Raw genomic sequence first — 17,896 nt, forward strand, 5'->3', positions numbered from 1 at the left:
TTCCGGACGACTGCTCGCGGATCACGCCCGACCTGTTGCCACTGGCCATGCTGAGCCAGGACGAGATCGACCGCGTCGTGGCGACGGTGCCCGGCGGCGTGGGCAATGTGCAGGACATCTACGCCCTGGCACCGCTGCAGGAAGGGATTTTGTATCACCACCTCGCGGCGGCCAAAGGCGATCCCTACCTGCAATACGTGCTGTTTGCTTTCGACAGCCGTGCACATCTGGATACCTTCGCCCAGGCACTGCAGAACGTGGTGTCCAGGCATGACATCCTGCGCACCGCAGTGCTCTGGGAAGGCTTGGACGACCCGGTCCAGGTGGTCTGGCGTGAGGCGCAACTGGGGCTCGAGGAGATAGAACTGGACGCTGAGGCGGGGGATATTGCCCGGCAACTGCGCCAACACCTGGACCCGCGGCACTATCGCCTGGACATTCGCCAGGCGCCGATGATGCGTATCGGTTATGCCCAAGATGTGACGAACAACCGGTGGGTGGGCATGTTGCTGTTCCACCACATGGTGGATGACGCGACCTCCCTGGGCATGCTCACTGCGGAAATTGGCGCCTTCATGGGCGGGAACGGGCTGCAATTGGCAGCATCGGTGCCGTATCGCAACTATGTCGCACAAGCGCGGCTGGGCGTGAGCCGCGAGGACCACGAAGCCTTCTTCCGCGAAATGCTGGGTGATGTGACCGAACCGACGCTGCCCTTCGGTTTGCAGAATGTGCAGGGCGATGGACACGATATCGAGGAGGTCCGCCAGAGGGTCGATGCCCCGCTCAGCCGGCGTCTGCGGGCGCAGGCGCGCCATCTCGGCGTAAGCGCGGCAAGCTTGTATCACCTGGCTTGGGCGCAGGTGTTGGGCAAGGTGTCGGGCCAGGATGACGTAGTCTTCGGCACTGTGTTGCTGGGGCGCATGCAGGGCGGCGAAGGCGCCGACCGGGCGTTGGGCATGTTCATCAACACCCTGCCGTTGCGCGTAGGCCTGGGGGCGCAAGGCGTGCGCGCCGGGGTCAAGGCTACCCACGCACGTTTAACGGCGTTGCTGGGACACGAGCACGCCTCGCTGGTGCTGGCGCAACGTTGCAGCGGCGTGGCCGCGCCGGCACCGTTGTTCAGCGCGTTGCTCAACTATCGCCATCTCGGTGCGCAGACGGCTTCCAGCGAAGTCGTAGCCGCCTGGGACGGTATCCAGACGCTGGAAGGTGAAGAGCGCACCAACTATCCGTTGACGTTGTCGGTGGATGACCTGGGTGAAGACTTCAACCTGACGGTCATGGCCCAGGCACCGATTGGCGCCGCGAGGGTTTGCGGTTATGTGAACTGCGTTCTGGAAAATCTGGTGCAGGCCCTGGAGCAGTCACCGCTGGCCCCGTTGCACGGGTTGGCAATCCTGCCGCCGGCCGAGCGCCGGCAGTTGCTCGAGACCTGGAATACGACGGATGCCTTGTACGCCGATGACTCATTGATCCATGGCCAATTCGAAGTTCGTGCCGCCGCGCAGCCCGATGCGGTGGCGGTGGTGTTCGAAGATCGGACGCTGACCTATGGCGAACTCAACGCCAGGGCGAACCGGGTCGCTCATCGCTTGCTATCGCTAGGCATTCGCCCGGATGATCGGGTCGCGATCTGTGTCGAGCGTGGCCTGGACATGATCGTTGGTCTGTTGGGGATCCTGAAATCCGGCGCCGGTTATGTGCCTGTGGATCCGGCCTATCCGGCCGAACGTATTGCCTACCTGTTGCGTGACAGCGCGCCCATGGCAGTGTTGGCCCAGGCCGCCACATACCGTGCAGTGGCTGAAGTCGCGGCACCGGTGCTGGCGCTCGATGACGGCAGCTGGCAGGACCAGTCCGACGCCAACCCACAAGTGCCGGGCCTGGATGCCAGCCATCTGGCCTACGTGATCTACACCTCGGGCTCCACTGGCCTACCCAAGGGCGTGATGGTCGAGCACCGCAACGTCGCCCGGCTGTTTTCGGCGACACAACCGTGGTTCGACTTCGGTCCGCACGACGTGTGGGCGTTGTTCCATTCCTTTGCCTTCGATTTCTCGGTATGGGAAATCTGGGGCGCATTGACCCATGGCGGCCGCTTGCTGGTGGTGCCGCAACTGGTCAGCCGTTCTCCACAGGACTGCTACGCGCTGTTGTGCGAGGCGGGTGTCACGGTGCTGAACCAGACGCCGAGTGCTTTCCGGCAGTTGATCGCGGCCCAGGGCGAAAGCGACCTGAGCCATAGCCTGCGCCAGGTGATCTTCGGCGGTGAGGCACTGGAAACCGGCATTCTCAAGCCGTGGTATGCCCGTGAAATCAATGCCGGGACGCAACTGGTCAACATGTACGGCATCACCGAAACCACGGTGCACGTGACGTACCGTCCACTGACCGCAGCGGACGCGCAATTGACGGGCGTCAGCCCGATCGGCAAGCGCATTCCTGACTTGCAGCTGTACGTGCTCGATGCCCAGCGCGAGCCGGTGCCGGTGGGCGTGGTCGGTGAAATGTACGTGGCAGGGGCGGGCGTCAGCCGCGGTTATCTGAACCGCGAGGCATTGACCGCCGAGCGTTTCCTCGACGACCCGTTCAGCTCTGCGCCGAATGCCCGGATGTACAGGACCGGCGACCTCGGTCGCTGGCAGGTGGACGGCAGCCTCGAATACCTGGGCCGCAACGATGACCAGGTGAAGATCCGTGGTTTCCGCATCGAACTGGGCGAGATCGAAGCGTCGCTGGCCGCGTGCGAGGGTGTCAGCGAAGCGGTGGTGATCACCCGCGAGGACGATCCGGGCGACAAGCGCCTGGTGGCCTATGTCATCGCTGCAGAAGAGGCGCAACTGTCAGCCGCTGACCTGCGCACCCAGTTGCTGGCTTCGTTGGCCGATTACATGGTGCCTAGCGCCTTTGTGACGCTGGCTGCCTTCCCGTTGACCGCCAATGGCAAGCTCGACCGCAAGGCGCTGCCGGCACCGGATCAGTCGGCGGTGATCAGTCGTGAATACCAGGCTCCGCAAGGCGAAGTCGAAGTGGCTATCGCGCGAATCTGGCAGGACTTGCTCAAGATCGAGCAGATCGGTCGCCACGATAATTTCTTCGAGCTGGGCGGGCACTCGTTGTTGGCCGTGAAGTTGATCGAGCGCATGCGTCAGGTCGACCTGGCCGCCGATGTGCGGGTGCTGTTCGGCCAGCCGACGCTGGCGGCATTGGCCGCAGCGGTGGGCGGGAGCAAGGATGTCGTCGTGCCGGATAACGCCATCCCGGACGGCTGCACACGTATCACCCCAGACATGTTGCCCCTGGCCGATCTGGACCAGGCTGCCATCGACCGCATCGTGGCCACGGTGCCGGGCGGCGTGGCCAATGTGCAGGATATCTACGCCCTGGCGCCGTTGCAGGAAGGGATTCTCTACCACCACCTTGCCGCCGAGCAGGGCGATCCCTATGTGTTGCAGGTGCTGTTTGGCTTTGACAACCGTGAGCGGCTGCAAGCCTTCGCCGATGCCTTGCAGAGCGTGGTCTTGCGTAACGATATCTTGCGCACCAGCATGGTCTGGCAAGGCCTGGAAACACCGGTGCAAGTGGTCTGGCGCCAGGCAACCCTGGGCCTCGAGGAGATCGCGGTGGATCCGGCCGGGGACGGCGTGGTGCAGCAACTGCACGAACGCTTCGACCCGCGTCATTACCGTCTCGATATCGCTCAGGCACCGCTGATGCGCCTGGCCTATGCCCAGGATGTGGCGAATCAGCGTTGGGTCGGCATCCTGTTGTTCCATCACATGGCCCTGGACCATACGGCGCTGGAAGTGGTGGTGCACGAAATGCAGGCCAGTCTGCTGGGGCAGGGCCAGTTGCTTTCGCCAGCGGTACCGTATCGCAATCATGTGGCGCAGGCCCGGCTTGGGGTCAGTCCTGAGCAGCACGAAGCGTTTTTCCGCGACATGCTCGCCGATATCGATGAGCCTACGCTGCCATTCGGCCTGCAGGATGTGCAGGGCGACGGCAGCGGTATCGAAGAACAGCACCTGGACGTGGATGCCGAACTGGCCCAGCGCCTGCGGATGCAGGCCCGTCAGCTGGGGGTGAGCGCGGCAAGCCTGGTCCATCTGGCCTGGGCGCAGGTGGTCGGCCGGGTCTCGGGCCGTGAAGAAGTGGTGTTCGGCACCGTACTGATGGGGCGGATGCAGGGTGGCGAAGGGGCTGATCGGGCCCTGGGCATGTTCATCAACACCCTGCCATTGCGCGTCAGCGTCGGCGCCCAAGGCGCCCGCGCGGGTGTCAGGGCGACCCATGGGCGGCTGTCGGCCTTGCTTGGGCATGAGCACGCTTCGTTGTCCCTGGCCCAGCGTTGCAGTGGCGTACCGACCTCGCTGCCGTTGTTCAGTACCTTGTTGAACTATCGACACAGCGCGGCTGAAGCGGTGTCCGACACGGCCATTTCGGCCTGGTACGGCATTCAAACCCTGAGTATGGAGGAGCGGACGAACTATCCGTTGTGCCTGAACGTGGACGACCTGGGCGAAGGCTTCCGGCTCACGGCCCAGGCCGTGGTTGCAGTGGGCGCCCGGCGTGTCTGCGGGTACATGCACATGGCGCTGGAAAGCCTGGTGATGGCGTTGGAGCACACGCCTGACTTGGCGTTGCGTGAACTGTCGATTGTGCCGGCGGCGGAGCGCGAGCAACTGCTGGTGACGTTCAACGCCACCGAAGCAGACTATCCGCGGCAGCGGACGATTCATGGCTTGTTCGAAGAACAGGTGCAGCGTACGCCGGACGCCGTGGCGGTGCGCCATGGCCGACGCCAGCTCAACTATCGCGAGCTCAACGGCCTGGCCAACCGCTTGGCCCATTACCTGCGCAAGCAGGGCGTAAAACCCGATTCGCGGGTGGCAATCTGCGTCGAACGCGGCATCGACATGGTCGTTGGCCTGCTGGCGATTCTCAAGGCCGGTGGCGGTTATGTGCCGCTGGACCCGGCTTATCCGCAGGACCGCATTGCCTACATGCTCGACGACAGTGCCCCGGCGGCGATCCTGGTTCAAGGAACCACGCGTCACTTGCTGGGCGAGACCATGGTGCCGGTGATCGACCTCGACAAAGGTGTCTGGCAGGACGAAGCGGCGCCTAATCCACAGGTGCCGGGCCTGACCTCTTCGCACCTGGCCTATGTGATCTACACCTCGGGTTCGACTGGTCTGCCCAAGGGCGTGATGATCGAACACCGCAATACGGTGAATTTCCTCACATGGGCGCATCGTTCATTCGATTCGCAGACCTTGGCGAAAACCCTGTTCTCGACTTCGTTGAACTTCGACCTGGCGGTCTACGAGTGCTTCGCGCCGTTGACCTGCGGCGGCAGCATCGAAGTCGTGACTAATGTGCTGGAACTGCAACAAGGCGAGCACGACATCACCTTGATCAACACGGTGCCGTCGGCGCTCAAGGCGTTGCTGGAGTCGGGCGGTGTAGGCGAGGGTGTCGACACGGTCAACGTCGCTGGTGAAGCGCTCAAGCGCAGCCTGGTGGAAACGCTGTTCGAACAGACCCAGGTCAAGCGCCTGTGCAACCTCTACGGCCCTTCGGAAACCACGACGTATTCGAGTTGGGTGTCGATGGCCCGTGAGGACGGGTTTGCGGCACACATCGGCAAACCGGTCGCCAACACCCGGTTCTACTTGCTGGATGAGCACCAACAACCGGTGCCATTGGGTGTGCCGGGCGAAATCTACATCGGCGGGGCTGGGGTCGCTCGTGGGTATCTCAATCGCGATGATCTCACCGCTGAACGTTTCCTCAAGGACCCGTTCAGCACCACGCCAAATGCCCGGATGTACAAGACCGGTGACCTCGGTCGTTACCTGCCGGACGGCAACATCGAATACCTGGGGCGTAACGACGACCAGGTGAAGATCCGCGGTTTCCGCATCGAACTCGGCGAGATCGAAGCCAAACTTGCCCAACACGATGCCGTGAAAGAGGCCGTGGTATTGGCCCGGGAAGATGTTCCAGGCGATAAGCGCCTCGTGGCCTATTACACCGCGCAATCGGGTCAGGCAGCGGACATCGACGCCCTGCGTGCGCACCTGCAAGCACAACTGCCGGCCTATATGGTGCCCGCCGCTTATGTGCGTCTGGATGCATTGCCGTTGACCCCCAATGGCAAGCTCGACCGCAAGGCCTTGCCGGCGCCGGATCTCGACGCATTGATCACCCGTGGCTACGAAGCCCCGCAAGGTGAGGTCGAAACCACCCTGGCGCAAATCTGGCAGGACCTGCTAGGCCTGCCACAGGTCGGTCGCCATGACCACTTCTTCGAGCTGGGTGGCCACTCATTGCTGGCAATCCAGCTGATTTCCCAGGTGCGCCTGCGCCTGGGCGTTGAGCTGAGCCTGGCCGAGCTGTTCGCCCATCCCCAACTGATGGGGTTGGCGCAGGCAGTGACTCGGGCAGGGCGCAGCACATTGCCGGAGATCGTCCGGGTTTCCCGTGATGAAGACCTGCCGCTGTCGTTCGCCCAGCAGCGCCTATGGTTCCTGGCGCAGATGGAAGGTGCCAGCGCGGCCTATCACATGCCCGCCGGGCTCCGTCTGCGCGGCGTGCTGGATCGCCCCGCCTTGCAGCGGGCGCTGGATCGCATCGTCGCCCGCCACGAGGCATTGCGGACTACCTTTGTGCAGGGTCAGGGCCAGGAGGCACGGCAGTGCATCGCGCCTGTCGACGCCGGTTTTTCGCTGCTCCAGCACGACTTGTCCGGCCACGCCGATGCCGAAGACCAGCTGCAAGGGTTGGTGGTACAGGAAGCCATGGACGCCTTTGACCTGGAGCACGGTCCGTTGATCCGGGGTCGATTGATTCGCCTCGGCAGCGAGGACCATGTGCTGCTGGTGACCATGCACCACATCGTTTCGGACGGCTGGTCCATCGGCGTGTTGATCAAGGAACTGGCGGCGCTCTATGAGGCGTTCCGGCATGAACTGGACGATCCATTGCCGCCCTTGGCAGTGCAATACAGCGACTACGCCGTTTGGCAGCGTCGCTGGTTGAGCGGCGAAGTATTGCAAACCCAGAGCCGCTACTGGCAGCAAACCCTGGCCGATGCGCCGGCATTGCTGATGTTGCCCATCGACCGCGTGCGCCCGCCACAGCAGGACTATGCCGGGGCGACACTGCCAGTGACCTTTGACGCGAACCTGACCGCGAGCCTCAAGGCGCTGAGCCAGCGTCACGGCGTCACGCTGTACATGACGTTGATGGCCGCCTGGGGTGCGCTGCTGAGCCGGCTTTCCGGTCAGGATGAGGTGGTGATCGGTTCGCCGGTGGCCAACCGTACCCGCTCGGAAGTCGAAGGGTTGATCGGTCTCTTCGTCAACACCCTGGCGGTGCGCGTCGATGTTTCGGGGGCGCCGACGGTTGAAACCCTGTTGGCGCGGGTCAAGACCCAGGCTTTGGGCGCCCAGGCGCATCAGGACCTGCCGTTCGAGCAAGTGGTGGAAGTGCTCAAGCCGGTGCGCAACCTGGCCCATACGCCGCTGTTCCAGGCCATGTTGTCGTGGCAGACGCTGGACAGCACGGAGTTGGTGCTCGGCGATTTGAAACTTGAAGGCCTGGGGGCGGCGAGCACTGTCGCCAAGTTCGATCTGTCCCTGGAACTGGGTGAGGTCCAAGGGCAGATGTTCGGCTCTCTCGAATATGCCACGGCGCTGTTCGACGAGGCCACCGTGCAGCGTTACATCGGGTATCTGGACCGTCTGCTGCGGGCCATGGTGGCCAGTGACCAGACGAGGATTGCGCGAATCGAGTTGTTGGACGAAGCCGAGCGTGACCATCTGTTGGTGGGACTCAATGCTAACCAGGCGCCGTACCCTCGCGGGCAGACGATCCATCAGTTGTTCGAGGCCCAGGTCGCGGCTCGACCCGAAGCCATCGCGGTGCTGTTCGACGGTGAACGGCTGAGCTACGCGCAACTGAACCGCCAGGCCAACCAGGTGGCCCATCACCTGATAGGACTGGGTATCCGTCCGGATGACCGGGTGGCGATCTGCGTCGAGCGCGGTGCTGAAATGCTGGTCGGCCTGTTGGCGATCCTCAAGGCCGGCGCTGGTTATGTGCCGCTCGACCCGGCGTATCCGGCCGAGCGCTTGGCCTACATGCTCGCCGACAGCGCCCCGGTGGCGCTGCTGACTCAAGGTGGATTGCAAGGTCGTCTGCCGGCATTGACGGTGCCAGTGGTGTTGCTCGATCACGCTGAGCGTGTTCGTAGCGGCATTTGCGCCGGGCGCGACGATAACCCGTTCGTAGCATCCCTGGGCGTGCGTCACCTGGCCTATGTGATCTACACCTCGGGCTCCACCGGCAACCCCAAAGGGGTGATGATCGAACATCGGGGGCTGGTCAACTACTGCGTCGATGCGGTCCGGCTGTTCGACCTGACAGCGGCCGATACGGTGCTGCAACAGAACACCCTGAACTTCGACCTGTCGGTGGAGGAGATCTTCCCGGCACTGCTTGCCGGCGCCACCCTGGCACCGACCCGGCAGCTGTTTGGCAGTGCCGAGCTGCAAAGCAATGGCGACGTCCGTCCGACCTTCCTGCACCTGACGGCGGCCCATTGGCACACCCTCGCGGCCGAGTGGCACAACACCCCGGCCCAGGCCCGCGACCTGCTGCGGGACGTGCGGTTGATCAACGTCACCGGGGATGCCTTGTCGACGCAGAAGTTGCAAATGTGGGACGCGATTCGTCCGCCCCATACGCAACTGATCAACACCTATGGCCCGACCGAGGCGACGGTGTCCTGCACCGCCGCGTATATGAAGTACGACGCTGCCTGTGGCAATGCAACGATTGGCAAGCCGATGGCCAACACCCGTATCTACCTGCTCGACGCGTACCGCCAGCCGGTGCCGTTCGGCGTCGCGGGGGAAATCTTCATCGGTGGCGAGGGTGTGGCGCGTGGTTACTTGAACCTTGACGCTATCAACGCTGAACGTTTCCTGGCCGATCCCTTCAGCGACCAGCCCGATGCGCGGATGTACAAGACCGGCGACCTGGCCCGTTATCGTGCGGACGGACGCCTTGAGTACCTGGGCCGCAATGACTTCCAGGTCAAGGTCCGCGGGTTCCGTATCGAACTGGGCGAGATCGAGGCCCGGTTGGGTTATTGTGCCGGAGTCAAGGAAGCGGCGGTGATCGTGCGCGAAGACACCCCGGGCGACAAACGCCTGGTGGCCTATGTGGTGCCGCAGGTGGGCGCGAGCCTGAGCGCAGCGGCCCTGCGCACGCTGTTGTCGACGCAATTGGCTGAATACATGCTGCCCAGCGCCTTCGTCAGCCTGGCCGCGCTGCCGCTGACACCAAACCGCAAGCTCGACCGCCAGGCGTTGCCGGCGCCCGATGCCGATGCCTACGCCAGCCGCAGCCATGAAGCGCCTGAAGGCAGCACTGAAATCGCCCTGGCGCAGATCTGGCAATCCCTGCTCAAGGTCGAGTCGGTGGGGCGTCATGACCACTTCTTCGAACTGGGTGGCCATTCATTGCTGGTGATGCGCTTGATTGCCCAGGTGCGCGAGCGATTGGGCGTGGAGTTGAACCTTGGCGATGTCTTCGCCCAACCGCTGCTCAGTGCGCTGGCCCAGGTGCTTTCCCAGGCGGTACGCAGCACCCGGCCAGACATCGTGCCGGTGTCCCGCGAGCAGATGCTGCCGTTGTCGTTCGCCCAACAGCGCCTGTGGTTCCTGGCGCAACTGGATGGCAGCAGTGCGGCCTATCACATTCCCACGGGCCTGCGTTTACGGGGGGCGCTGGATATCCCGGCGCTTACTCGCGCATTGGATCGCATCGTTGCCCGTCACGAAACCCTGCGCACCACCTTTGCCCAGGCGCAAGGGGAGGATGTGCAGCAACGCATTGCCCCGGCTGACATCGGTTTCGCTTTGCAACAGCATGTCCTGGCCGGGCGTCCGGATGCCGAGGCCGAGTTGTTGAGCATGGCCGAGCAAGAAGCCCGTCAAACGTTCGACCTGGCCCGCGGCCCACTCGCTCGTGGCCGGCTGGTTCGGATGGCTGACGATGATCACGTGCTGTTGGTGACCCTGCATCACATCGTCTCGGATGGTTGGTCTGCCGATGTCCTGACCCATGAACTGGGCGTGCTGTACGAGGCGTTCAGCCAGGGACGGGATGATCCGCTGCCGGCCTTGCCAATCCAGTACGCCGACTATGCCCTCTGGCAACGGCGCTGGCTCACCGGTGAGATCCTGGATCGGCAGGAACGCTACTGGCAGCAAACCCTGGCCGATGCGCCGGCGCTGCTGACGTTGCCAACCGACCGACCACGGCCTGCCCAGCAAGACCACTCCGGTAGTGCGGTGGGGATCGTCCTCGACGAAACCTTGACCCAAGACCTCAAGACACTGAGCCAACGCCATGGCGCCACGTTATTCATGACGGTCATGGTCGCCTGGGCCACGGTGCTCAGTCGCATGGCCGGTCAGCACGATGTCGTTATCGGCACGCCGGTGGCGAACCGCATGCAAACAGAGGTCGAGGGCCTGATCGGTCTGTTCGTCAACACCCTGGCGCTGCGCGTCGATGTGGCGGCCGAACTGACGGTCCAAGGCTTGCTGCAACAGGTGAAGGCCCAGACCTTGGGGGCCCAGGCGCATCAGGACTTGCCGTTCGAACAGGTGGTTGAAGTGGTCCGGCCATTGCGCAGCCTGTCCCACAGCCCGGTGTTCCAGGCGATGCTGTCCTGGCAGAACAACGAAACCGCCGGGTTGGAACTGGGTGATATGTCGCTGCAAGGGCTGGGCGTGACCAGTCGCACCGCGAAGTTCGACGTATTGCTGGACATGGCGTTGATCGACGGGCGTCTGTTCGGTTCGTTGGAGTACGCCACGGCGTTGTTCGATCAGACCACGATGGAGCGCTACCTCGGTTACCTCGAGTGCGTATTGCGCGCCATGGTCGCTGACGAGCAGGCCCTCGTGGCGCAGATTCCGATGTTGGGTGACAGCGAACGCCAGTATCTGCTGGAAGGATTCAACGCCACCACGGTCGATTATCCGCAAGGCCTGACGCTGCACGGCTTGTTCGAGGCGCGGGTTGCGACGAGTCCGGATGCGGTGGCTGTGGTGTCTGACGAAGCACAACTGAGCTACGCAGAGCTGAATCGCCGCGCCAACCAGATTGCCCATTGTCTGATTGCGCTGGGTATCCGCCCGGACGACCGTGTGGCGATCTGCGTGGATCGCAGCGTGGAGATGGTTGCGGGCCTGCTGGGTATTCTTAAATCCGGTGCGGCTTATGTGCCGCTCGACCCGGATTATCCGCTCGATCGGCTGGCCTATATGCTGGAAAACAGCGCGCCATCAGTGGTGCTGACCCAGCGTGCCTTGCAAACCAGCCTGCCGGCGACCACTGCCCGAGTCATGCTGTTGGACTCGGCCGACGAAGAAGACTTTTCGACGCAGCCAATCAGCAACCCACAGGTCGAGGGCCTGCAAGCCAATCACCTGGCCTATGTGATCTACACCTCGGGTTCGACTGGTCAGCCCAAAGGCGTGATGAACGAGCACGGCGCGGTGGTCAACCGCCTGTTGTGGATGCAGGACGAATATAAATTGAGCGCCGCGGACGCGGTGCTGCAAAAGACCCCATTCAGCTTCGACGTGTCGGTGTGGGAGTTCTTCTGGCCGCTGTTCAGCGGCGCACGGTTGGTGATGGCTCGTCCCGGCGGACACCGGGATCCGGCCTACCTGCGCGAAGTGATCCAGGCCCAAGGCATCACCACGTTGCACTTCGTGCCGTCGATGCTCGATGTGTTCCTGGCCCATGGCGAGGCGGACGCGTGCGAAGGTTTGGTGCGGGTGATGTGCAGCGGCGAGGCCTTGCCGGGGCATCTGGTGCGGCGCTTCAAGGCGCAACTGCCACAGACCGGCTTGTACAACCTGTACGGCCCGACCGAAGCGGCGGTGGACGTGACGGCGTGGGACTGCGCAGGGGCTGAAATACCCGACAGCACGCCCATTGGCAAGCCGATCGCCAACACGCGGATCTACCTGCTCGATGCCCACCAACAACCGGTGCCCCTGGGCGTGGCCGGGGAGATTTATATCGGTGGGGTCCAGGTGGCGCGCGGTTACCTGCACCGTGCGGAACTGACGGCCGAGCGGTTCCTCAAGGACCCGTTCAGCACGGCCCCGAACGCGCGCATGTACAAAACCGGCGACCTGGGTCGCTACTTGCCGGACGGCAACATCGACTACCTGGGGCGCAACGATGACCAGGTGAAGATCCGTGGTTTCCGCATCGAGTTGGGCGAGATCGAAGCCCGGCTGGCGCAATACGCGGGTATCAAGGAAACCGTGGTGCTGGCCCGTGAAGAGGCGTCAGGCGAGAAAAGGCTGGTGGCTTATTTCACCACGCACGCTGCCGAGGACGCTGCCGATATCGAAGCCCTGCGCGCCCATCTGCAAGGGCAACTGCCGGAATACATGGTGCCGAGCGCCTACGTGCGCCTCGACGCCTTGCCGCTGACCCCCAACGGCAAGCTCGATCGCAAGGCCTTGCCAGCGCCGGATCTTTCGGCGGTGATCACCCGGGATTACGAGGCACCGCAAGGTACGGTCGAGACAACGCTGGCGCAGCTTTGGGCCGATTTGCTCCAGGTTGAGCGGGTGGGGCGGCATGACCACTTCTTCGAACTGGGCGGTCACTCGCTGTTGGCGGTCACGTTGATCGAGCGCATGCGTCAAGTGGGCTTGAGCGCCGATGTCCGCGTACTGTTCGGCCAGCCGACGTTGGCGGCATTGGCGGCGGCAGTGGGCGGTGCGACGGAGGTCGTGGTGCCGGACAACGGAATTACCCAGGCTGGCCAACGCATCACGCCGGACATGCTGCCCCTCATCGACCTGTCCCAAGACGAGATCGATCAGATTGCCGCGACGGTGCCCGGCGGCGTGGCTAACGTCCAGGACATCTACGCCCTGGCGCCATTGCAGGAAGGGATCCTGTATCACCACCTGGCTTCACAGCAGGGCGATCTCTATGTGCAGCAGGCCACGTTCAACTTCAAGGATCGTACCCGGCTGGAGGCTTTTGTCGACGCTTTGCAAGCTGTCATCGATCGGCACGACATCCTGCGCACCGCCGTGCTCTGGGAAGGACTGCGCGAACCGGTCCAGGTGGTGCTTCGCCAGGCGCAACTGATTCTGCAAGAGTGTGTTTTCGAGCCAAGTAATGACATCAGCGCGCAACTGCTCGAGCGCTTCAACCCTCGACACTACAGCCTCGATGTGCGCCAGGCACCGCTGATGCGCATGGCGTTCGCCCATGACCCGGCCAACCAGCGCTGGATCGCGATCCTGCTGTTCCATCACATGGCCCTCGATCACACGGCGCTGGAAGTGGTGCAGCACGAGATGCAGGCGCATTTGCTAGGCCAGGCCGATCAGTTGGGCACAGCAGTGCCGTTCCGCAACTACGTGGCCCAGGCCCGTTTGGGCATCAGTCGCGAGGAGCACGAAGGGTTCTTCCGGGACATGTTGGGCGATGTGGACGAGCCTACATTACCGTTCGGCGTGCTGGATGTACGTGGCGACGGCAGCGATATCGAAGCCGCCGGGCTGAACCTGTCTGCCGATCTGAGCCGCCGTTTGCGGGCCCAGGCTCGTCAATTGGGTGTGAGCGCCGCGAGCCTGCATCACCTGGCTTGGGCGCAGGTGCTGGGGCAGGTGTCCGGCAGGCAGGACGTCGTGTTCGGCACCGTATTGATGGGCCGGATGCAGGGTGGCGATGGGGCCGACCGGGCACTGGGCATGTTCATCAACACCTTGCCGCTGCGAGTGGATCTCGGTCGCCAGGGTGTGCGTGACGGGGTGAAAGCCACCCACGCTCGCCTCACCGGTCTGCTCGGCCATGAGCACGCTTCGCTGGCCCTGGCCCAACGTTGCAGCGGCGTGGCCGCGCCGCTGCCGTTGTTCAGTGCCTTGCTCAATTACCGGCACAGCGCGGGCCAGACGGTTTCGAGCGAAGCCCTGAACGCCTGGGAGGGCATCGAGGCCCTGAGCAGTGAGGAACGCACCAACTATCCGTTGACCTTGTCGGTGGATGACCTGGGCGAGGGTTTCAGCGTGTCGGCACTGGCGCTGCCGCGGATCGGCGCGCAGCGCATGTGTGTCTACATGAACATTGCCCTGGAACATCTGGTGCAGGCGCTGGAGCAAGCACCGCAGGCGCCGTTGCACAGCCTGTCGATCCTGCCGTCCGCCGAACGCCGGCAATTGCTGGTGGATTTCAACGCCACCACGCGTCGGTATCCGCGGGACAGGACCGTCCAAGGCCTGTTCGAAGCCCAGGCGCTGGCCCGTCCGGATGCAACGGCGGTTGTGCACAACGAAAGCAGCTTGACCTACGCCGAGTTGAACCACCGGGCCAATCGCCTGGCCCGCCATTTGGTCGGCCTCGGCGTGCAACCGGGGGATCGCGTGGCGATTGCACTGGAGCGGTCCACCGAACTGGTGGTCAGCCAGTTGGCGACCCTCAAGTGTGCTGCTGTCTACGTGCCATTGGATGTCGGCGCACCTCTGGAGCGTCAGCAGTTCATGGTGCAGGACAGCGGCGCGCAAGTCGTGCTGACGTTGAGCTCGGCGCTAGTGCCTGAAGCCTCGCGACGGGTGGACCTGGATACGGAGGGCTTCAATGAGGTCGCCGATAACCTCGACCTGACGCAAAGCACCGAATCGGTGGCCTACATCATGTACACCTCGGGCTCCACCGGCACTCCGAAAGGTGTGCTGGTGCCGCACCGGGCGATCAACCGGTTGGTGATCAACAATGGCTACGCCGACTTCAACACCGAGGACCGCGTCGCCTTTGCCTCCAACCCGGCGTTCGACGCCAGTACCCTCGACGTCTGGGCGCCGTTGCTCAACGGCGGCTGCGTGGTGGTGGTCGATCAGGACGTGTTGCTGACACAAGAACGTTTTGCGGCGTTGCTGCAAGAGCAATCGGTCAGCGTGTTGTGGATGACCGCCGGCCTGTTCCATCAATACGCCGCCGGGCTGATGCCGGTGTTCGCCCAATTGCGCTACCTGATCGTCGGCGGCGATGTGCTCGATCCAGCGGTGATCGGCCGCGTCCTGAAGGAAGGTGCGCCGCTGCATCTGCTCAACGGCTACGGCCCGACCGAAGCCACCACGTTCACCACCACTCACGAAATCAAAACCGTGGGCGAGGGCGGTATTCCGATTGGTCGTCCGATTGGTAACACGCGTGTCTATGTACTGGATGCCAACCGGCAACCGTTGCCCATAGGCGTGGCCGGTGAGCTGTACATCGGTGGCGACGGCGTGGCGAAAGGGTATCTGAACCGCCCAGAACTGACCGCCGAGAAGTTCGTCGCCGATCCGTTCAATGCCGACCCCGGTGCCTTGCTCTACCGCACCGGCGATCTGGCCCGTTGGCGAGCGGACGGCACGGTGGATTACCTGGGGCGTAACGACGACCAGGTGAAGATCCGTGGTTTCCGTATCGAATTGGGTGAAATCGAAGCCCGACTGGCCCAACACGAGCACGTCAAGGACGCGGTGATCCTGGTGCGCGAAGATGTCCCGGGTGAGAAGCGCCTGGTGGCTTACTTTACTCAGCAGGCGCTGGGCGAGACGGTGCCAGTCGAGGACTTGCGCGGGTACCTGCATGGGCAGTTGCCCGACTACATGGTGCCGGCCGCCTATGTCCGCCTCGATGCATTGCCGCTGACCGCCAATGGCAAGCTCGACCGCAAGGCACTGCCGGCACCGGCCCAGGACGCCGTCGTCAGCCGTTCCTATGAAGCCCCGCAAGGCGAGGTGGAAACCTTGCTGGCGCAACTCTGGCAAGACTTGCTGGGCCTGCAACAGGTCGGTCGCCATGACAACTTCTTCGAAATGGGCGGGCATTCCCTACTGGCGATCCGCTTGGTGGGGCTGCTGGCGCAAGCCAACCTGACGGTGTCACTGGCCGAGTTGTTCCAGCATGAAAGTGTCGCGTCCATGGCGTCGCTGCTGCAGAACCGTACCACTGAGGTCCAAGTGAAGGAGCCGTTCGTGCCGGTGCGCACCACCGGCCAGCAGAACCCGTTGTTCCTGGTGCATGAGTTCAGCGGCCTGGATCTCTACTTCCCGGCGCTGGGCAAGCACATCGATCCGGATATCCCGGTCTATGGCCTGCCCGCCATTGCGTGGGGTGAACCACAGTTGCACACGATGGAGTGCCTGGCTTCGCGGCTGGTGGGCATCATCCGTTCAGTCCAGCCCAAGGGGCCTTATCGCCTGGCGGGCTGGTCATTCGGTGGCGTGCTGGCGTACGAGATCGCCATCCAGCTCATTGGCCTGGACGAAGAGGTCGAGTTCCTCGGCCTGATCGACAGCTACCTGCCTCGGTTGGTGGACCAGGGCAGGGACCGCTGGTCGCCGGACGAAGCGCACAAACGTCATTTGCTCGACCGCTGCGAGGTGTTCTGGAAGGCTGGGACAGTGGCCGACGGGGACCTCACCCTGGTCCTCACAAAATTGGCCAGCCTGCAGGTTCAACTGAGTGACTTCGAGTTCGAGGGGCTGGTGCAGCGGTGCGCTGAGCAAGGCCTGCTACCGCCGGAACTGGCGGACTACAGCGCGGCCCAGCTCTGGCAATACCTGGATCGCGAAGTCGCCCACGGTCATGCGTTGGCCCATTACTCGGTGTATCCGATCTCCGTGCCGGTGCACCTGCTGGTCGCCGAGGAGCGCAAGGACGATGCGCCCGAACATTCCGGCTACCTGGGCTGGGACGCTGTCCTGCCCAAGGCGCAGATGCATTGTGTCAAGGTTCCGGGCAACCACCAGACGATGATGCAGTTGCCACAGGTCAAGGCTTTGGGACAGGCCATTGACGATGCATTGCGCACCGTCGCTTCGCGCCCGGCGCCTTCCCGGCGCAACAGCTACCAGCCACTGCTGACAATCCAGGGCGGGCGCGCCGATCGGGCGCCGATTTTCTGTGTGCCTGGTGCCGGCGACAGCGTGACCGGCTTTATCGGCCTGACCGATGCCTTCGGCCCGGACTGGCCCATCCATGGGTTGCAACCTCGCGGATTGGACGGCAGCACCGAACCTTTCAGCCTCGTGGAAACCGCTGCCCAGGCCTATCTCGAAGCAATCGACAAGGTGCAACCGCAGGGCCCGGTGCATCTGCTTGGCCATTCCTTCGGTGGCTGGATCGTTTTCGAAATGGCCGCCCGCCTGCATGCCCGTGGTCGCAAGGTGGCCTCGTTGACGCTGATCGACAGTGAGTCGCCGGGCGGCAATGGGGTGGTGGGCAGGCCTTATACCGCAACGGGGGTCTTGAACCGGTTGATCGAGGCGATGCAGCTGGCTTCCGGCAAGTCCCTGGGTATCGATGCCACGGTGTTCGGTGCCCAGGACGATAACGCGCAGATGCGTTTGCTGCATGCCGGCATGGTCCGTGCCGGCATGCTGCCGCAGCGTTCGGCGGTGGATTCGATGCGCGGGCCGGCGCGGGCTTTTGGCACCGCCCTGCGTACGGTTTATCAACCACAACATCGATACACCGGGCCGGTGCGGCTGGTGTTGGCCAATGATCCCACCCTGGACACAGCCGGTAACAAACGCGAGCAGGAACAAATGATCGAAGGATGGCGCAAGCATATCCCTGACCTCAGTATCTGGTACGGTCCGGGCAACCACTTCACGATCCTCAAGGCCCCTCACGTACACAACCTGGCAGCCTGGTGGCAGGACAGCCTTCCCATGCACGATGAGGAGGCGGCCAGTGATTGCGTCTAGCCGTCCTTCCTTCGCGCGCATCCATGGACCCCGGCGCCTCACTGGCCGGGCCTGAAATCAACGCACTCATG

Annotated in this window: 1 pseudogene (cut by a window edge); it reads left to right on the forward strand. The window is 63.5% G+C overall.

From position 1 onward, the window contains the following. Positions 1 to 17,825 (forward strand): annotated as a pseudogene (locus SGN16_RS13225) (non-ribosomal peptide synthase/polyketide synthase) (its annotated part extends 12,979 nt beyond the left edge of the window); the annotation flags it as partial. Between the last annotated feature and the right edge of the window lie 71 nt (positions 17,826 to 17,896).

The sequence above is a fragment of the Pseudomonas sp. G166 genome, assembly GCF_037027455.2.
GTDB lineage: Bacteria > Pseudomonadota > Gammaproteobacteria > Pseudomonadales > Pseudomonadaceae > Aquipseudomonas.